At 66.1% G+C, this 19,007-nt stretch carries 16 protein-coding genes and 1 tRNA gene; 10 read left to right on the top strand and 7 right to left on the bottom strand.

Annotated elements, in window-relative coordinates:
- Positions 1-75 precede the first annotated feature (75 nt).
- Entirely contained in the window at positions 76-1,206 is a 1,131-nt protein-coding gene (locus K410_RS0108780; protein ID WP_433994207.1) for an RluA family pseudouridine synthase, read from the bottom strand.
- On the opposite strand from K410_RS0108780, the gene K410_RS0108785 reads away from it, so the two are divergent.
- The 3 genes from K410_RS0108785 (at position 1,097) to K410_RS0108795 (ending at position 2,169) form a co-directional block, all read left to right on the top strand.
- Positions 1,097-1,441 carry a hypothetical protein gene (locus tag K410_RS0108785; RefSeq protein ID WP_028134502.1) on the top strand — a complete coding sequence of 115 codons (345 nt, stop codon included), beginning with the start codon at positions 1,097-1,099 and terminating at the stop codon, positions 1,439-1,441. The two genes, K410_RS0108780 and K410_RS0108785, sit on opposite strands and share 110 nt — an antisense overlap.
- A gap of 57 nt (positions 1,442-1,498) precedes the next feature.
- Positions 1,499-1,573, top strand: a tRNA-Glu gene (locus tag K410_RS0108790).
- A 62-nt stretch (positions 1,574-1,635) separates the two neighbouring features.
- The gene (locus tag K410_RS0108795; protein ID WP_028134503.1) at positions 1,636-2,169 is read left to right on the top strand and encodes a 2'-5' RNA ligase family protein; all 534 of its coding nucleotides are present in this window, start codon (positions 1,636-1,638) and stop codon (positions 2,167-2,169) included.
- 65 nt (positions 2,170-2,234) lie between these two features.
- Here the strand turns inward: K410_RS0108795 and K410_RS0108800 are convergent, their stop codons facing one another.
- Together K410_RS0108800 and K410_RS0108805 are read right to left on the bottom strand one after the other, a co-directional pair.
- A complete protein-coding gene (locus K410_RS0108800) occupies positions 2,235-3,218 on the bottom strand; it encodes an alpha/beta hydrolase (RefSeq protein WP_049819968.1) in 984 nt (327 codons plus the stop codon).
- Between the two features lie 190 nt (positions 3,219-3,408).
- Complete coding sequence (locus K410_RS0108805; protein WP_028134505.1) at positions 3,409-3,837, bottom strand: hypothetical protein; 429 nt, start codon at positions 3,835-3,837, stop codon at positions 3,409-3,411.
- An 842-nt stretch (positions 3,838-4,679) separates the two neighbouring features.
- On the opposite strand from K410_RS0108805, the gene K410_RS0108810 reads away from it, so the two are divergent.
- The 3 genes from K410_RS0108810 to K410_RS0108820 all read left to right on the top strand — a co-directional run bounded on the left by K410_RS0108810 (position 4,680) and on the right by K410_RS0108820 (position 8,430).
- The gene (locus tag K410_RS0108810) at positions 4,680-5,840 is read left to right on the top strand and encodes an alpha/beta hydrolase family protein (RefSeq protein WP_080672219.1); all 1,161 of its coding nucleotides are present in this window, start codon (positions 4,680-4,682) and stop codon (positions 5,838-5,840) included.
- 166 nt (positions 5,841-6,006) lie between these two features.
- Entirely contained in the window at positions 6,007-7,497 is a 1,491-nt protein-coding gene (locus K410_RS0108815) for an amidohydrolase family protein (RefSeq protein ID WP_028134507.1), read from the top strand.
- Positions 7,498-7,500: 3 nt separating this feature from the next.
- Positions 7,501-8,430, top strand: coding sequence for a CobW family GTP-binding protein (locus K410_RS0108820; protein ID WP_028134508.1), 930 nt, complete (start codon positions 7,501-7,503; stop codon positions 8,428-8,430).
- Positions 8,431-8,503: 73 nt separating this feature from the next.
- Here K410_RS0108820 and K410_RS0108825 read toward each other — a convergent pair whose 3' ends face one another.
- Together K410_RS0108825 and K410_RS0108830 are read right to left on the bottom strand one after the other, a co-directional pair.
- On the bottom strand, positions 8,504-8,977 hold the full coding sequence (locus K410_RS0108825; RefSeq protein WP_028134509.1) for a hypothetical protein: 474 nt from the start codon (positions 8,975-8,977) through the stop codon (positions 8,504-8,506).
- A gap of 11 nt (positions 8,978-8,988) precedes the next feature.
- Positions 8,989-9,489 carry a hypothetical protein gene (locus K410_RS0108830; protein ID WP_028134510.1) on the bottom strand — a complete coding sequence of 167 codons (501 nt, stop codon included), beginning with the start codon at positions 9,487-9,489 and terminating at the stop codon, positions 8,989-8,991.
- Between the two features lie 424 nt (positions 9,490-9,913).
- On the opposite strand from K410_RS0108830, the gene K410_RS0108840 reads away from it, so the two are divergent.
- A complete protein-coding gene (locus tag K410_RS0108840; RefSeq protein ID WP_028134511.1) occupies positions 9,914-13,216 on the top strand; it encodes an acetyl-CoA carboxylase family protein in 3,303 nt (1,100 codons plus the stop codon).
- Positions 13,217-13,430: 214 nt separating this feature from the next.
- Entirely contained in the window at positions 13,431-15,299 is a 1,869-nt protein-coding gene (locus K410_RS0108845; RefSeq protein WP_028134512.1) for a sigma-54-dependent Fis family transcriptional regulator, read from the top strand.
- Positions 15,300-15,398: 99 nt separating this feature from the next.
- On the opposite strand, the gene K410_RS0108850 is transcribed toward K410_RS0108845, so the two are convergent.
- Together K410_RS0108850 and K410_RS0108855 are read right to left on the bottom strand one after the other, a co-directional pair.
- The gene (locus K410_RS0108850; RefSeq protein WP_028134513.1) at positions 15,399-15,953 is read right to left on the bottom strand and encodes a flavin reductase family protein; all 555 of its coding nucleotides are present in this window, start codon (positions 15,951-15,953) and stop codon (positions 15,399-15,401) included.
- Positions 15,954-16,010: 57 nt separating this feature from the next.
- Positions 16,011-17,108 (bottom strand): LLM class flavin-dependent oxidoreductase, encoded by a 1,098-nt coding sequence (locus K410_RS0108855; protein WP_028134514.1) that lies wholly within the window; start codon positions 17,106-17,108, stop codon positions 16,011-16,013.
- A 251-nt stretch (positions 17,109-17,359) separates the two neighbouring features.
- On the opposite strand from K410_RS0108855, the gene K410_RS0108860 reads away from it, so the two are divergent.
- Both K410_RS0108860 and K410_RS0108865 read left to right on the top strand, forming a co-directional pair.
- Positions 17,360-18,274: a 2-dehydro-3-deoxygalactonokinase gene (locus K410_RS0108860; protein ID WP_028134515.1), complete on the top strand. Its 915-nt coding sequence runs from the start codon at positions 17,360-17,362 to the stop codon at positions 18,272-18,274.
- Between the two features lie 13 nt (positions 18,275-18,287).
- On the top strand, positions 18,288-18,920 hold the full coding sequence (locus K410_RS0108865; protein ID WP_028134516.1) for a 2-dehydro-3-deoxy-6-phosphogalactonate aldolase: 633 nt from the start codon (positions 18,288-18,290) through the stop codon (positions 18,918-18,920).
- The last annotated feature ends 87 nt before the right edge of the window (positions 18,921-19,007 follow it).

Raw genomic sequence — 19,007 nt, forward strand, 5'->3', positions numbered from 1 at the left:
AGGATTGCTGACGTCACGTCCCCGTGTGGCCGCTATAACTTTTTGTAATGTAACGCCTTTCCTAAAGCGGCTGCGTCATAGCGCCGCTTTCAGGGTGCTTTGCAGGAGAAGCAAATCCTCTGGTAGAGCCGCCTCCCAGTGCAGTAATTCTCCGCTCCTCGGGTGCTCCAATACCAGAAGGTAAGCATGTAGGGCCTGCCGTCCGAGCGCGGCGAGGGCGGCTTGCGATTCGGGACCGAGCTGGTTCGCCTTGGTCTTGAAATGCGGGCCATAGACCGCATCGCCCATCAGGGGATGGCCGATATGGGCGAGGTGCACGCGGATCTGGTGGGTGCGCCCGGTCTCGAGCTCGCAGGCGAGCAGCGAGGCCACGGGCTTGCCGTCGCGCCCGGCAAAGCTCTCCAGGATCTCCCAATGTGTTACCGCCTCGCGGCCGCCCTGGCGCACCGCCATCTTCTCGCGCGCATGCGGATGGCGGTCGATCGGCGCATCGACCGTGCCGCGGTGCCGGCCGGGAACGCCCCAGGCAAAGGCCATGTAGCCGCGCCGCATCTCGCCGGTGCGGCCGTGATCGGCGAACTGGGCCGACAGCGAGGCGTGCGCCATGTCGTTCTTGGCGATCACCATCAGCCCCGTGGTGTCCTTGTCGAGCCGGTGCACGATGCCGGGCCGGCGCACCCCGCCGATGCCCGACAGCGAGGCGCCGCAATGGGCGATCAGGGCGTTGACCAGCGTGCCAGTCTCGTGGCCGGCGGCAGGATGCACCACCAGTCCCTTCGGCTTGTTGATCACGATGATGTCGTCGTCCTCGAACACGATGTCGAGGGCGATCTGCTCGCCCTTGGGCTCGGCGGGCGCTGCCTCCGGAACGTCGATTGTGATCGTATCCCCGGATGCGACGTGATAAGCGGGGTCGCGGATCGGGGCCGCCTTCAGGCTCACCGCGCCCGCCAGGATCAGGGTCTTGAGCCTTGACCGCGACAGCTCCGGCAGGCGCGCCGCCAGCACGCGGTCGAGCCGGGCCGATCCTTCGTCGCCGGCGACCACGACCTCTAACCTCTGCGCTGAACCAAGACCCTTGGGGCCAAGACTTTCCATGACGACGTCTGACACTGCTGTTCCCGAACCGACCCCCGAGCAGGCCGCGCTGTTCGCGCGGGTGCGGCGGATGATGCTGATCGCGGGGTTGACCACGGCGCTGGCGATCTGCGCCGTGCTGATCGCGGTGGGCTACCGCCTTTTCAAGTCGGAGGGAAGGGCGCCGGAGGCGGCCGGCGACGTCACCGCCACCCTGCCGAAGGGCGCCAGGATCGTCTCGACCGGGGTTGCCGGCGACCGTCTCGTGGTCACGCTGGATCTCGGCGGGGTGATCGAGATCCGGACCTTCGACGCCCATACCCTGAAGCCGGCCGGACGGCTGAAATTCGCCAATGAGCCGTAAAAGGCCCGCCGGGGTCCTTGCGGCGGACAAATTTCGAGGCTATTGGCTAGCCCTCACGCTCCCTTCGTCTAGCGGTTAGGACGCGGCCCTCTCAAGGCTGAAACAGGGGTTCGATTCCCCTAGGGAGCGCCATTGTCTTCAAGCCAGTCCTTCCCTCTGATCTCGATTTGATGTTCCACCCCTTGGGTGAACCTGTGGCGTTGGCGATCAATATCCGGGCCGACAACGAGTCAGCCGGCGAGATCGAGCGGCTCTGGGATCAGGTTGCCGTATTCGAGGTTGAGCCCTCGATGCGCGCCCTCGGCTATCGGCCTCATTTTACATTTGCGATCTACGACTCGCCGGCGGTTGACGAGAAGGCCGCGTGGGATGCGATGCTGGCAGCTGTTGCCGGCCAGAGGCAACTGCGCATCGAGTTCAAACGAATTCGCTGGTTCGAGGGTCCGCCGCTCGTTCTCTGGGCGGAGCCGGAGGCCAACGAAATCCTGGCTCGTATCCACGCCGCCATCAGCGTGGCAATCGATCCAGCGCATTGTCGCCCTCATTACCGGCCCGGCGCCTGGACCCCACATTGCACGCTCGGCACCGCCGTTGCCGATGAGTGGCGCGATGAGGCGATGGCCTTTGCACGTGCGTTTGATCGCAGCATCGAAGTGCTGTTCGACGTGGTGGACTCCGTCGTTTTTCCTCCGGTACGGATCATCGTCGAACGGAGGTTGCCGCCGTAATTGCTGTCGCTTTTGGCGTCATCGATCACGCTGCGTCAACCTGATGCCCCACCGACCGCCACCCCTCACGCCGTCGTCCCGTCGATCGACCGCCGGATCACCTTCTGCACCTCCCCATTCGACAGGAACAAATCGTGGTTGATGATGCCCCAGCCTTCCGCGGACGCATCGATCACGCGCACGCCGAGCTGCGCGATGGCGGCCTTCTCGGCGGCGCCGACCCTGGTCATTCCGCCTGCGAGCTGTCCCGACAGCGCGAGAGCGCGATCGTTGGTCGAGGCGATCACCGTGATCTTGCCGGCCAGCGGGCCGATGCGCTGGACCGCCGACGAGAACACGTCCATGTCGATGTCGGGCGCGGCAAACACCACCGCGCCGATCTTGCCCGTCACCGTCTCGCCGTATCGCGCATGGAGCTGGCGCAGGCTCTCTAACGTCAGCATGGTTCCCATGCTGTGCGCGACGATGTGGACGCGGCCCGTCCCCGGCGCCGATACCAGCGACGAGAGCACGCGCTCGAAATCGTCGCGCGACCACATCGCGCTGTCGCGGTCATAGGCGTAGTCGAACAGCCCGGCCTTGGAGGGCCAGGCGAACACCATGGTGCGGCCGCGGAACCTGATGGCATCGGAGAGATAGGCGCCGTCCAGCACCGCCGTCTCGAACGTCTGCTTGAAGCCGTGCACATAGATCAGCACGTCGCCTCCGCCGGCCTGCGCGGCGAGGTCGCCGGCGTCGGCCGGCACCGGTTCGATCCGATCGAGACGCCAACCGCCAAGTCCGACCGAGGCAAGCGACAGGCGGCTCTCGTCGGGCGCCACCAGCTTGGCCCGCGCCACGGTCATGCTGGTTGCGCGCTCCGGACCGAACCAGGGTTTGCTGCGCGCCCCATTCGCGGGCTTGCGCGTGGTGGCGACGAGCAGGGTGGGATCGACCGAGAGCGACGAGGCGTCGTAGCGCGCGCCGGTCGCGCCGAGGCCGGCGCAGCCGCCGAGCGCCAGGGCACTGCCCGCCGATAGGAGCCCGCCGAGCAGAGCGCGGCGCGACATGGAAGGATTTGCTTGAAGTAGATGTCGGTCTATCACTGGGAACCTTGGAACTTCGCCCCCGATTGCGCTGCCCGTCAGCTCCCTGAATGACAATGGGGGCGAGATGACGGCGGCGCAGAATTGGTTGAGGTTCCAGCGAAACCATCGCCAGCCTTGTACGCAATGCGGCGACGACGAGGAAGAGTGTCGTCTAGCCCTCGATGCTGATCTCTTCCTCCTTGCACCACTCGCGCAAGGCCTGCTCAGTCGCCTCATTCTCGAAAGCATGCCAGCGCTCGATTGCGCGGCCTCTGGCGAGCAGCGCCTTGAATTTCGAATAACCGCCCCTCTTGTTGATGAAGTAGCGGACATCGTCGAAATCACCGGGCAGGAACTCGCGGACGAAAGCCAGCACCAGGGGTTTGCCGAGGTCGAGGTCGCGCTTGTCCGGCAGCCTCACGTACTTTGTCGCATCCTCGATGTCGTCAGGAAGTTCGTCGAGCGGTTCCGAATACATTTCATCGGCCCAATAGTAGGTCTCTCCTGATTGTCTGCAGACATAGGCGCGGAATATCCCCATGTCGCCGCTCGTGTTGGCGAATTCGAATGCCTCTCTGATTTTTGCGAACTTCGTCGGCATGGCTTCCTCCACGAAACGCAGAATACAGGATTACGTTCGTCGTGGAAGTAGAGCCGGGTTTCGCCTCGGGCAAAACACCTCGCTCGCTTGTCAACCCCTCCGGCCAAAAATATTCCACTTTACCGAAATTCGGATTTGTCGTATGTGTCGACCATCCCAGCCCACCACAGGGGCGGTCGTACGTCGTTTCGAGCGCGGGCTGGGAGTTGCGATGGACGCGGGCGGCGTTAAAGGCGGAGCTTGCGCGTGCAGGGCGAGATCAACCTCGTGAGCATGCGTGACCCGCAAAGACGAACGGCGCTGCTTGCGTGCGGCGAAACCGTGTGGTCCTGGCCGTCGTTGCTACGGTCAAGCTGTCTGCGGAGATGCCAGCGAGCCCGACCGGGCAGACTGCATCATCCAATTCGCGGGGCGAGGGAGGCCAAAGGAAAGTTCGGCTCCCGGGAGAGCGCGGCATAGGCCGTCAAACCATCGCGCAGGGAAGGCCTGGTTTCGGCTGCCCTGTGTCTCCCCTGTGCACTGCGTGTGCATCTGTTCAGCACGGGGGTCTTTACGGGTGCCGGCCGGCGCCCGGCCTTCCCTGCGCCCTTTCCTTCGAGAGGGTGTGAAGAGAAGCAAAGCTCGGGCAAATCATGCCGCGAGGGCGCGAACGCGTGCCCGATCGACCTGCGACAATCGCGCACGGTTCACGGGCCGGTTTCAGCTTGGCGCGAGGCCAGGCGCAACCGAATCTCAACCGTACCCGTGTAGGCCTGTCTTTTGTCATTTGCGGTCTCCTACCACGGGTCTCTTGCATGAAATCGGCTTGGCGTTTCTCTTTCCTGCTTGTCGTCCAATTCCTCATGGGGGTTTCCGCCCATGCGCAGGAAGGCCAGGTCGTCAAATTGCCGGCCGGCATCGAATACCAGCGCATCGCGCGCTGGGATGCCGAGCAGCTCAACAAGATCCTGCAGGTCGATACGCCTGCTTTCGCCGGCATCACGACAGCCTACAGCCCGGCGCGCAATGCCGTTCGCCTCTATCGCGTGACCTATTCGTCCGTCGTGCCCGAGCGCGGCAACAAGCCGACGATCGCGTCCGGACTTCTCGCGATCCCCGAGGACAGCGGCACCTCGTTCCCATTGGTGTCGTATCAGCACGGCACGGTCTACGGGAAGCAGGAGGTCCCCTCCTTTCCGCAGCAGTCTCCGGAAACCCAATTGATGATCGCCCAGTTCGCAGGCCAGGGATACGCCGTGATCGGCGCCGATTATTTCGGGCTCGGAACGTCGTCGGAGCCGGAAGGCTACATGGTGAAGGCGAGCCACCAGCAGGCAACCTATGACATGCTGATGGCAAGCCGCGCCGTGCTCGATCATCTCAAGCTCGCCACGACCAAGCTGTATCTCGCGGGCTGGTCGCAAGGCGGGTTCGTGACCATGGCCATGCTCGAAAAGCTCGAGCAATCGGGCGTCAAGGTCGACGCCGCCGCCACCGCGAGCGCGCCGGTCGACGCGTTCGTGGCGCTGAACGGCTTTCTCAGCTTCCCGCGCAAGAACGATGCGAGCTGGGTGAATTCGCTGTTCATCCTGACGGCGTTCTCCTTCGAGAATTACTACGGTGTTCCCGGGCTCGCGCGCTCGCTGATCGCGGACGCCTATTACGACGTGTCGCGCAAGGCTTACATGCGCGAACCGTTCAACGCTGCGGACGTGCCGACCGATCTGCGCAAGCTGATCCGCGCCGATTATTTCGATCCCCAGTTCTTCGCGGCATCGGCTTACGGCCGGCTCGTCGCGCAGACACAGGCGTATCGCTGGATCGTCAAAAGCCCGGTCCGCAACTATTATGGCGACACCGACGAAGCCATCACCGTGGGTCTCGGCCAGCTCGCCATGACCTACCAGCGCGCGATCGGCGCCGGCAACCCGGCAGTCGAAGCCGTCTCGACCGGCAGCACCAGCCATCGCGGCACCTTCGCGACGGCCGTGCCCAAGTGGAAATCCTGGTTTGACGGGCTCTGACGGCGCGCACGATTCCGCATGATGCGTCGGCATCGGCGGCGGTAGTCGTTACCCCGAGAATCTGCCTCTATACGCGCCGGGACGGTGCGCGATGCGGCCGGTCTCCGCCTCCAAAGCTGCTGCCGGGCCTTTGGCGGCTTTGGCAATAGCTTTTCGGAGTGACGATATGGGCGGCTTGGTGATCTCTGGCGGCCGGGTGGTGGATCCCGCAAGCGGCATGGATGCCGTGGGGGATGTGGCGGTGGTGGACGGCAGGATCGCCGCGGTCGGCGCATCGCTCGGCGGCGCCGAGCGGGTGATCGATGCCACCGGGCTCGTGGTCGCGCCCGGTTTCATCGATCTGCACGCGCACGGCCAGTCGATCCCCGCCGACCGCATGCAGGCGTTCGACGGCGTCACGACCACGCTCGATCTCGAAGCCGGCGTGCTGCCGGTCGGGTCCTGGTATGAGCGGCAGGCGAGGAAAGGCCGCGTCCTGAACTACGGCGCCGCTACCAACTGGGCCTTCGCACGGATCGGCGCGATGACCGGCTCCAATGCCGAGAGCTCGCTGGAGGCGTTCGGCAACGCCATGCGCGACCGCCGCTGGATGGACAATGTCGCGACCGAGGCGGAGGTCTCGGGCATTCTCGAGCGCCTCGGACGCGGGCTCAACGAAGGCGGCATCGGTATCGGCATCCTCAATGCTTACGCGCCGGGCGCCGGCGTGCAGGAGCTGACCGCGGTCTGCCAGCTGGCCGCGGCCAGGAACGTGCCGACCTTCACTCATGTCGCCTTCATGTCGCGGATCGACCCCGAGAGCGCGGTGGAAGCCTATATCCGCCTGATCGGCTATGCCGGCGCCACCGGCGCGCACATGCACATCTGCCATTTCAACTCGTCGAGCAAGACCGACGTCGAGCGCTGCCGCGCGCTGATCGAAAAGGCGCAGGGACAGGGCCTGCCGATCACGGTCGAGGCCTATCCCTACGGCACCGGCTCGACCGTGCTGGCCGCCGCCTTCTTCAGCGACCCCGAATTCGTCGAGCGCAACGGCACCGGCTACGATTCCGTGCAGCGCGTGACCGACGGCTATCGCTTCCACGACCGCGAGGAGCTCCTGAAGGCGCAGGCCGAGGAGCCGTCCGCGCTCGTGCTCTGGCACATCCTCGACACCGAGCACAATGCGCATCACCGCGACCTGCTCGACATGTCGGTGCTCTATCCCGGCGGCGCCATCGCCTCCGACGCGATGCCGTGGACGACCTCTGACGGCAAGACCTACACCGGCGATGCCTGGCCGCTGCCTGACGATGCCACCTCGCATCCGCGCTCGGCCGGCTGCTTCACGAAATTCATCCGCGAATGGGTGCGCGAGCGCAAGACGGTGTCGCTGCTGGAAGGCGTGCGCAAATGCGCGCTGATCCCGGCCGAGATCTTGTCGCAGAGCACGCCGGCGATGCGCAGCAAGGGCCGGCTTGCTAAAGATGCCGATGCCGACATCGTCGTGTTCGACTACGAAAAACTCTCGGACCGCGCCACCTTCACGGCGATGAACCGTCCCTCCGAAGGCGTGCGGCACCTGATCGTCAGCGGCGAGGTGCTGATCAATGACGGCATTCTCGACGTCGCGGCGCGGCCGGGAAAACCGGTGCGCCGCCCCGTCGTCGAGGGCTGACCCATGCCGGTCCCCATTCTGCTGGTCACGGGCTTTCTGGGGGCGGGCAAGACGACTGTCGTGAACCACCTGCTGGCGCATGCGCAAGGACGGCGCATTGCCGCCGTCGTCAACGATTTCGGCGCCATCAACATCGATGCGGAGCTGGTCGCGGGCGCCAGCGACGGCGTGGTCAGCCTCGCCAATGGCTGCATCTGCTGCTCGCTCGAAGGCGATCTCCTGCGCACGCTCTCGACGCTGCTGCGGCGCGATCCGAAGCCCGACTATATCGTGATCGAGACCAGCGGCGTCGCCGATCCCGCCGATATCGTCCGCAATCTGATGGATCCGCTGATCCTGCGCGAGGCGCTGCTGGAGACGGTGCTGTGCGTGATCGATGCCGGCACACCGCCGGCCGCCCTCGACGATGCCCTCCAGCGTTCGCAATTGCGCGTCGCCGACATCGTGGCGCTCAGCAAGCTCGATCTGGCGGACGAGGGCGCGGCGACGCGGATGCGCGCCGCCATCCGCGCTCAGCGCGTTCCCGCCGTGGTCGTCGAGGCGCCACACGGCGCAATTCCGTCCGCGCTGCTGTTTCCCGCGCATGTCGATCGTGCGCCCGCGCCACGCAGCCCCGGGCCGAAACGGCCGGCGGAGGACCGTTTCGAGACGCTGAGCTGGACCTCCGACCATCCGCTCTCGCTGCCGCGCCTGCAGCAGGCGATCGGCCAGCTGGCACCGAAGCTGGCACGCGCAAAGGGTCTGTTCGAGACGGTCGAGCAGCCCGGCCGCCGGATGGTGTTTCAATTCGCCGGCGGCCGCGCCACGCTCGCCCCTGCCGATGCGCCCGCGCCGGGCGTGCCGCGCGCGCGGATCGTCTTCATCGCCGAGCTCGGCGTGCTCTCGCGCGCCGAGCTCGACGGCATCATGGCGGCGTGCGTTGCGAACGAGTAAGGCTCTGAACGCGGATCAGGATTCGGATGACTCGATGCAGGCCGAGATTGTGCGTCCAGGGCCCGCCGAGGCCTCAGCACAGGGCAAGCGCGTTGACCGCCCGTGTCGCCGCGTCTTCCTTGCCGGAGCCGACCAGCTGGCAGACGATGGATTCGAGCTCGCCCGGCTGCTTGCGTCGCGCGACCGCCAGCAATTGCATCAATCCGGCCTCGTCCTTCGACAGCCGCCGGCAGGACGGCGGCATGAAGCACAGCTCGCATGGCCGGCCGCTGCGCAGGATTCGGACCAGCGCGGCGGCGCGTGCCACCAGCAGCGGACTGTCGGAGACGCCCGGCGCCTCGTCGGCAAAGCGATAGGCCGCTTCCCAGCAATCGGACGCGCCGGTCGTATAGGCCGCCCCGATGAACCGGAACAGCGACAGTGCGACCCGGCAGAACTCGTCGCAGCTTTCGACGCAAGGGTGTGCCGCAAGCGCGGCCCTGAGCGGACAGAGCCGCGGCTGACCGGCGTCCGGGGCCGTCGCGGAACCGCAAGTATCAGGAGGCATGAACGATCTCGTCAGTGCAGCGTCGGGCTTCCGACCAGCCAGCTCTTCATCGCCATGGTGCGGTCATGGTCGAAAGACCTCACCTGGCGGTCGGGCAGGATGAGGCCGGCCATGCGGAAGATCGTCGCGAGCCCCCGCACGGGCGCCAGCGCCCAATCGGCGCCGACCGGCGGCAGCCAGCTCTCGAACCGCTCGCGCACGAGGTCGATGCGTTCCTGTTGTGCCGCGGCGATGGCATGCAGGATTTCCCGCTCGCTGTCCGACACGCGCGGGCAGGTCGGGCAATGCACCTCGATGGCCGTATGGGCCGTGCAGGCGAATATCTCGATGATGGATTCCAGCGAGGCCACGGCATCGCCCACGCGAAAATGGTCGTACACCTCCTGGATGTCGGTGGCGGTCGGAACGGCGCCTCCGCTGCGTGCCTTGGCCCGGAATCCCCAGAGGAAGAGCCGTTCCGCCGCGCTCAGGGCGGGCAGGTCGAGAGACCTTGATGATGTCGATGGATGCATGGAGCCTCTAGCCCTTGGCTGCTCTCACGCCACGGCTGGCGCTGGTTGTCTGCACCGATCGTTCTGCCAGAGCCCCCGCCAAGTCAACGCGCGGAAGGCCGATATCGAGGTGTTCTAGATTTGAAGAGGTTTACATTCGAATGCCGGGGCCAGGCGTCGGACTATTTCCGCGCCGCGGCATCGGCTGCGACGCCGGTGCTGTTTTTCTTGACATGACCTCTGCCGTGCTCGACGTGTAACGACGTCGATCGACGGCACCTGCGTGCCATCGCGAGAAGAAAAGCAACACGGGAAGAACGTCATGAACGCGGGCTGCGACGAGAAGGATGACCTCGCCACCTTTGCGCGGCCCGTGGGACAAGGCCTGGCCGAAGGGCACGATCTCGATCCCAATCGTTCTGCTGCGGCCTGAGTGAGAGATGCCATGTCGTTCAAGAAGCTCCTGATCGCCAATCGCGGCGAGATCGCCATCCGCATCGCGCGTGCTGCGGCCGATGCCGGCATCGCGACGGTTGCGATCCATCCCGCCGACGATGCGCTGTCGCTGCATGGGCGCGTTGCGGACGAGGCGGTCGAAATCCCCGGCCGCGGCGCGCGGGCCTATCTCGACATCGATGCGGTGGTGACGGCGGCGAAAGGCGCCGGCTGCGACGCCGTGCATCCCGGCTATGGCTTCCTCAGCGAGAACGCAGGCTTTGCCAAGGCCTGCGCCGATGCAGGTCTTACCTTCGTCGGCCCGAAGCCGGCGGCGCTCGAGCTGTTCGGCGACAAGGTCGCGGCACGGCAATTGGCAAAGCGCTATGGCGTGCCGATCATCGCCGGCACCAGCGGGCCGTCGAGCCTCGAGGAGATCACGGCGTTCTTCACCTCCCTCGGCAGCAACGCGGCGATCGTGATCAAGGCGATGGCGGGCGGCGGCGGCCGCGGCATGCGCGTGGTGGAGAACGCCTCCGATCTCGCGGAAGCCTATGCGCGATGCCAGTCGGAGGCCAAGGCCGCCTTCGGCTTCGAGGGGGTCTATGCCGAACGCCTGATCCGGCAGGCGCGCCATATCGAGGTGCAGATCATCGGCGATCGCCACGGCGCCATCTCCCATCTCTGGGAGCGCGAATGCACCATCCAGCGGCGGCACCAGAAGCTGGTCGAGGTGGCGCCCAGCCCCTCGCTCAGCGATCCCCTGCGCGGCCGCATCATCGATGCGGCAAGGCAGCTGGCAGCGGCCGCGGCCTACGACAATCTCGGCACGTTCGAGTTCCTGGTCGATGGCACCGCCGAGGACAGCTTTGCCTTCATCGAGGCCAATCCGCGGCTTCAGGTCGAGCACACCGTGACCGAAGAGGTGCTCGGCCTCGATCTCGTCCGCGCCCAGCTCGCGGTCGCCGGGGGGGCTTCGCTGGCGTCCCTCGGCCTCGCGCAGGACTCCATCCCGAAGCCGCGCGGCCATGCCATGCAGCTCCGCGTCAACATGGAGACGCTGGACGTGTCAGGTGCGACGCATCCGACCGGCGGCGTGCTCGCCGTGTTCGAGCCGCCCTCCGGGCCGGGCGTGCGCGTCGATAGTTTCGGCTATGCCGGCTACAAGACCAGCGCCGCCTTCGACTCGCTGCTGGCAAAGGTCATCGTGCATACGCCGGGCGAAGCCTGGCACGACGTGGTCGCCAAGGCATCGCGTGCCTTGCGCGAGTTCCGCATCGACGGCGTCGTCACCAACATCGCCTTCCTCCAGGCGGTGCTGGCGCATCCCGATTTCAAGACCAACCGCATCGCGACCGATTTCATCGACCGCAACATTGCAAAGCTGGTCGAGGCCGCCGATGGCGCGGCCAAGCCGCTCTACTTCGCGGCGGTGGAACGAAGCGGCGCGCACGCTGAGGCGCATGTCGCGCAAGTGGTGCCCGAAGGCGCGGTGATGGTCGCGGCGCCCTTGCAGGGCACCATCGTCACCATTCAGGTGAAGGAAGGCGAGATCGTGCGCCCGGGCCAGCAGCTCGCGGTGATCGAGTCCATGAAGATGGAGCATCTCGTCATGGCCGAGCAGGGCGGCCGGGTCATAAAGCTCGTCGCCGGCGATGGCGTTACGCTGCTGCATGGAGAGCCGATCCTGTATCTGGAGCCGCTCGACGTTGCGGCTGATCGCACGACGGCCGAAGCCGATATCGATCTCGATCACATCCGCCCGGATCTTGCCGAGCTGATCGCCCGTCAGGCCAACACGCTGGATGCGAACCGCCCGGCCGCGATCGAGCGCCGCCGCAACACCAACCAGCGCACCGTGCGCGAGAACGTCGCCCAACTCGTCGACGAAGGCTCGTTCATGGAATACGGCAGCCTTGCGATCGCGGCGCAGCGGCGCCGGCGCAAGCTCGACGACCTCATCAAGAACACGCCGGCCGACGGCCTCGTCATGGGCGTCGCCACGGTGAACGGCGAGAAGTTCGGCCCCGAAGGCGCGCGCTGCATCGTCGTGGCCTATGATTACACCGTGCTGGCCGGCACGCAGGGTCACATGAACCACAAGAAGATCGACCGCATGCTGACGCTGGCGGAGGACTGGCGGGTGCCGCTGGTGTTCTATGCCGAAGGCGGCGGCGGCCGGCCGGGCGACACCGACCGGCTCGGCATGACCGGGCTCGACGGTCCGTCCTTCGTGCAGTTCGCAAGGCTGTCCGGGCTCGTTCCTGTCGTCGGTGTCGTCTCCGGCTATTGCTTCGCCGGCAACGCCGCGATGCTCGGCTGCTGCGACGTCATCATTGCCACCAGGAATGCCTCCATCGGCATGGGCGGCCCCGCGATGATCGAGGGCGGCGGCCTCGGCGTCTATCATCCGGCCGAAGTCGGCCCGGTCTCGTTCCAGTCGCCGAACGGCGTCATCGACATCCTGGTCGAGGACGAGGAGGAGGCAACGTCCGTCGCGCAGAAATATCTATCCTACTTCCAGGGCGCGGTGACGGAGTGGGAAGCCGCCGACCAGCGCCTGCTTCGGCGTGCCATCCCCGAGAACCGGCTGCGCGTCTACGACATCCGCAGCGTGATCGACCTCGTCGCCGACAAGGACAGCGTGCTGGAACTGCGCCGCGACTACGGCGTCGGCATGATCACCGCGCTGATCCGTATCGAAGGCAAACCGTTCGGCCTGATCGCCAACAATCCGCGCCATCTCGGCGGCGCTATCGATGCCGATGCCGGCGACAAGGCCGCGCGCTTCCTGCAGCTCTGCGACGCCTTCGATCTGCCGATCGTCTCGCTCTGCGACACGCCCGGCTTCATGGTCGGTCCGGAGGCCGAGAAGACCGCGATCGTGCGCCACGTCTCGCGCATGTTCGTGACCGGCGCGAGCCTCACCGTGCCCTTGTTCGGCATCGTGCTGCGCAAGGGCTATGGCCTCGGCGCACAGTCGATGATCAGCGGCGGCTTCCACGCCTCGTTCTTCACCGCGGCGTGGCCGACCGGCGAGTTCGGCGGCATGGGCCTCGAAGGCTACGTCCGCCTCGGCTTCCGCAAGGAGATGGAGGCGATCACTGACCCCGAGGAGCGCGAGACCTATTACCGCAACAAGGTCGCCGAGCTCTACGCCAACGGCAAGGCCGTCTCGATCGCCTCGGTGTTCGAGATCGACAACGTGATCGACCCCGCCGAGACCCGGCGCTGGATCATGGCGGGCTCGCGCACGGTGCCGAGGCCGCCGGCGCGGACGGGGAAGAAGCGGCCGTGCATCGACACGTGGTGAGGGCGGTGCAGCAAATTCGATGATTTACTCCCCGTCATTCCGGGGCGGCTCGAAGAGCCGAACCCGGAATCTCGAGATTCCGGGTTCGATGCTTCGCATCGCCCCGGAATGACGAGAAGAGACAGCACAAACAGTCCCCATTCCCGGTTCCCGATTGACATCCCCGCCTGTGGTGCCAGACTTTGCACAATAATACAGGGTGGAGACGTCCGCGATGGCCAGCCTGTCGGCCTCGAACCATGTCGCCCGCGTCTTGTCCGTCGCCAATCATGTGGCCGACGTCGATGCCTCCTCGCGAATTGCCAGTTCCTGGCGACGGTGCCTCGTCAACCACAAGCTCGATCCGGCGCGGCAGGGACCGCCGCAGACCTTCACCGAGGCCGAGGTTCGGCATGCCGCCGAGCCGATGGAGGAGACAATCAGGCTCGTAACGCCCGAGCTCGATGATCTCGCCCGTGCGCTGCGTGACGCCGGCTATTGCGTCAATCTCGCTGATGCCAACGCAACCATGCTGTTCAGCCGCCTGCCGGGCGAAGCCGACGCAAGGCAGTTCCTCCACTGGAAGATCTACACCGGCTCGAATTTTGCCGAAACCTTGGAGGGCACCAATGGGCTCGGCACCGCGCTCGCGGAGCAGAAGCCGATCCTGGTGCATCGCGACGAACATTTTCGCGCGCAGTGGCACATGTTCTCCTGCGCCGTGGCACCGCTGTTCGACCAGGCGGGCCGGCTCGCCGGCGCCGTCAACATCACCTCCTGCCGCGAGGATCTGGAGCGCACCGCGCATCAGCTCGCGCTCGCGGTGACGATGCAGGCGACCCGGCGCATGGAGAACGCGATCTTCCGGGCCCATTTCCGCAGCGCCTGGATCGCCACCGTGCCCGGTGACGGTGGCAGCGGCCTCATCGCCTATGACGATGACCGCCGCGTCGTCGGCGCCTGCCGCTCCGCGCGCGCATTGCTGGGCCTCACCGACGGCATGATCGCCTCCGGCATCGATGTGTCCCGCTACATCCATGTCGATCATCAGGCCGTGCGCGTCACCGACGAGCTCGTCGAGCTGCGTCGGGCGGATGGCAGTCCGTTGGGGCAGGGGCATGTGGCGCCGCCGATGCGCGCAAGGCCCCTTGCACCGCGCCGTGATGCGCCCGTCGATCGCTTCGATGCGCTGCATCGGCTCGCGGGCTGCGATCCCGAACTGGTCAAGAGCGTGAAGCGGCTCGGGGCCGTCATCGATCGTGATCTGCCGGTGCTACTGCAGGGCGAGACCGGCGTCGGCAAGGATGTGTTCGCGCGCGCCATTCACGCGGCGAGCAACCGGGCGCGCAGCAATTATGTCGCGCTGAATTGCGCGGCGATGCCGGAGAGCCTGATCGACGCCGAACTGTTCGGCTACGAGGCCGGCGCCTTCACCGGCGCGCGCCGCGACGGCTCGAAGGGCCTGATCGTGCAGGCCCATGGCGGCACCCTGTTCCTCGACGAGATCGGCGACATGCCGATCAGCTTGCAGACGCGGCTGCTGCGCGTCCTGGAAAACCGCGAGGTCTGGCCGCTCGGCGCGCTCAAGCCGGTGGCGGTGGACATCCGCCTGATCAGCGCCACCCACCGCGATCTCGGAGGCATGGTGGAGGAGGGCGCCTTCCGCGCCGATCTCTACTTCCGTCTGCGCGGCATCGCGGTGCGTCTGCCGGCCCTGCGCGAGCGCGCGGACAGGGACGATATCATCCGCCAGATCGCGCGCGAGGAAGCGCCGAATTGTCGTCTGTCGGACCAGGCCTGGTCGCAGCTCGCAGCCTATCCGTTCCCCGGCAACATGCGCCAGCTCCGCCACGTGCTGCGGCTCGCCGGCTGCACCGCGGAGAATGGCGTGATCACGGATGCGGATCTGGATTTGCCCCCGTTCGGCGGGCGGATGGAGCCGAACCTCGAAGCCGCCGAACGTGCGACCATCGTCGAGGCGCTACGCAAGCATGGCGGCCGGGTCGCGGAAGCCGCGCGGGCACTGAAGCTGAGCCGCGCGACGCTATATCGCAAGATCAAGCAATTGAAGATCGAGGCGGCGCCGCGATCGCTCGTATCGTAAGGTGGGCAAAGCGAAGCGTGCCCACGCATTTCATGCGATCGAAAAAGATGGTGGGCTCGGAGCAGGTGCGCCTTTGCCACCCTACGATGCCGGCGCCGGTTACGAAAAATCCGTCCAGCTCAGATGCCGCGCGTCGAGGTCGCCGATCGTCACGCCCTCGCGCATCTCCCGCGGCGTATGGAAGTTGCTGCGCAAGTACACGAGCGGCGTCGCCATGGCCGAATGCGAGACGTCGCGCACCTCGCCGACGAAGATCGAGTGCGTGCTGGTCTCGAATTCCTGCGCCAGCACGCAGTCGAAAGCGGCGACCGCGTCGCTCAGCACCGGTGCGCCGGTCGCGCCGCGCCTCCACTGCCCGAAGGCGAAGCGGTCGTCGCCGTTGACGCCCTTCTGACCGCTGAAGGTGAGCGCGAGCAGCGCATGATCCTCGTGCAGGAAGTTGATCGCAAACGCGCCTTCCTCGCGGATGCGCGCATGGGCGCTGGCATTGCGGTTGACGCAGACGATCAGCGAGGGCGGATTGTCCGACAGCGAGCAGGCCGAGGTCACCGTCAATCCCGTGCGCTTGCCGTGCTCGGCGCCCACCGTGACCAGTGCCACCGCGCCGGCGCATTGGCGCATCGCCTGCTTGAAGTCCTTGGCATCGACCGTCACGCCGACATCTCCGAAATGAATGCGGGTGCGGCACGATCGCGCCGCACCCGCGATGCGTCAAGCCGCCTTCTTCGCCGAGCCGAGATGCGTAAGGCGCGGCATCACCTCGTTCTTCAGCAGCGAAAGCGAGTGGTGCCAGGCTTCCGGCTTGTGCTTGTAATCGAAGCCGAACACGCAGAGTACGCCGAAGCCGCCGACCTCGTCGTAGATCTTCTCGATCTTCTCGGCGACAGTCGCGGGCGAGCCGACGATCCAGTTCCGCTTGGCGCAATATTCGACCGTAACGTCGCTGTCGGGCACGTCGGGCGCGTGCTTCAGATAGTCCTTGAAGCCGAAATGGCCGAGCAGCGGCAGGAAGTACTCGCTCATCATCCGGCCCATCATGTCGCCGGTCGAGAGCTTCCAGGCCTCTTCATCGGTGTCGGCGACGAACACCTCGCGCACCAGCCGCCAGTCCTGCCGGTTCGGCTTGCGTCCGGTCTTGGCGGCCCCGATCTCGACCGAGTCCCAATGGCTGGAGACATAGGCCGGGTTGAGGTTGAGGCTCATCGGGATGAAGCCGCGCTCGCCGGCGAGCTTCAGCGTGTCCGAGTTCTTCGACAGCCCGGCGACGCCGATCGGCGGATGCGGTGCCTGCAGCGGCTTGATGTGTGGCTTGAGGAAGTCGAACATCGTGTCCGGCTTGGAGACCGTCCAGAACTTGCCTTTGTAGGTCCATGGCGCGGGATCGCTCCACATCTTCAGGATGATCTCCAGCGCCTCGCGGGTCATGTCGCGGTTCTGCCCGCTCATGCCGTCGACGTTGAACATCGCCCAGTCGCTCGGCAGGCCGGATGCGGCGACGCCGAAATTGAGCCGGCCCTCGGAGAGATGGTCGAGCATGGCGACGCGGTTGGCGAGCTCGGCCGGGTGGTGATAGGGCAACAGGAAGCCGCCCGGTCCGATGCGAAGCTTCTTGGTCTGCAGCAGCGCCTGCGCGATCAACAGATCCGGCGTAGGATTGGGTTCCCAGGGCGCGGTGTGATGCTCGCCGATCCAGGCTTCCTGATAGCCGAGCTCGTCGAGCCAGCGCAGGACCTGCAGATCCCAATCGTGTCCTTCCTTCAGGCCGCACTCCGGCGGATGCGAAGGCATCGTGAAATAGCCGATCTCCATGGGTTTCCTCATCTGATGTTGACGCGTCTTGTCGCGCGTTGACGGAGTTGAACGGAGAGGCTTCAGCAAGCGCTGTGCCAGCGCCATGGAGGCTCGAGTTGGAGAGAAAGGGCTGGTTTGCCCGCGCAATAGCCGGTATCTCGGCGATGGCCCACAAGAGATCGTCTCATTGTCGCGAGACGGCGTCTTGCAGGTGAGACAAGAGCTTGTAGATGAGACAAGAACCTGACCGTGGACGAGGGCAGTTTCGCATGACCGAACCCGCTTATGTCGCGGTGGACTGGGGCACCAGCAGTTTTCGCCTGTGGCTGGTCGATCGTGCCGGCCAGGTGCTGGCCGAACGCCGCAGCGATGAAGGGATGCTGGCCGCCGCCAAGATCGGCTTTCCCGCGGTGCTGCAATCGCATCTCGCGGCGGTCGAGGCGCCGGATCATCTGCCGGTTCTCGTCTGCGGCATGGCCGGCGCCAAAACCGGCTGGGTCGAGGCCGGCTATGTCGACACGCCGGCGCCGCTCTCGTCCATCCTGAACTGGGCCGTGCGCGTGCCCGGACAGGCGCGCGACATCCGCATCCTGCCCGGTATCGCACAGCGCGATGCGGCCGCGCCGGACGTCATGCGCGGCGAGGAAACGCAGCTGCTGGGCGCGCTCGGCCTCGATGCGGTGGGCGAGGCGCTGGTCTGCATGCCCGGCACGCATTCGAAATGGGTGCGCGTCAGGGGCGGCATCGTCGAACGCTTCTCAACCTTCATGACCGGCGAGCTGTTCAGCGTCATTGCGCGCGAGACCATCCTGTCGCTCGCGGTCGCGGGTGCCGACGAGGCCGAGGATGTCGCGAGCTTCAAGGCCGCGGTCAAGGCCGCGTACGCGGCGCCGGCCTTCGCCGCGAATCTCCTGTTCACGGCGCGCTCGCGCCAGCTGTTGTTCGGTGGCACGCCGGCCGCGGCGCGCGAAACGCTGTCGGGCACGCTGATCGGCGCCGAGCTGGCCGCCGGCCTTTCCGGCGCGGTGTCGCACGCCGGTGTCGTGCTGATTGCCTCGGGCCGGCTTGCGATGCTGTACCGGCAAGCCTTCGATGCGCTGTCGGTCACGGTGCAGCCGGTCGATGCGGACAAAGCCGTCCGCCGCGGCCTGTCGATGGCGGCTGCCGCGATCTGGACGAAATAGAAGGATACTCGAGATGAGCGTTGCCTTTCCGTCGATGAAGCGGCCGCTGGTCGCGATCCTGCGCGGCGTCAAGCCCGAGGAGACCGAGGCCATCGTCGCCGTGCTGATCGAAGCCGGCATGACCGCGATCGAGATCCCGCTGAATTCGCCCGATCCGTTCCGCTCCATCGCAATCGCCGTGAAGCAGGCGCCATCAGGCGTGTTGATCGGCGCCGGCACGGTGCTGTCCACCGCGGATGTCGATCGCCTCAACGACGTCGGCGGCAGGCTGATGGTCTCGCCGAACGTGGACACGCAGGTGCTGGTGCGTGCACATCAATACGCCATGGTCACGCTGCCCGGCGTGTTCTCCCCGACCGAGGCGCTGCTTGCCGCGCGCTCCGGCGCGTCGGGCCTGAAATTCTTTCCGGCGAGCGTGCTTGGTGCCGCCGGCATCGCCGCGATCCGCGCCGTGCTGCCCTCAGGCGTGATGATCGCCGCCGTCGGCGGCGTCTCCGACCAGAATTTTGCCGAATACATCAAGGGCGGCGTGACCGCGTTCGGGCTCGGCTCCAGCCTCTACAAGCCCGGCATGAGCGCCGCCGATGTCGCGGCGCGCGCCAAGGCGACGGTCGAAGCCTACGATCGGGCGATTGCGAAAGGCTGAGCCGCAATAAACCAGCTGTGAACCCGGCACCGCCTAATGTGCCTCATATTGCCGCAATGCCGATGTTGACGCATCGCGCAGTGTGAC

It is taken from the genome of Bradyrhizobium sp. 22, from assembly GCF_000482425.1.
Classification (GTDB): domain Bacteria; phylum Pseudomonadota; class Alphaproteobacteria; order Rhizobiales; family Xanthobacteraceae; genus Bradyrhizobium; species Bradyrhizobium japonicum_B.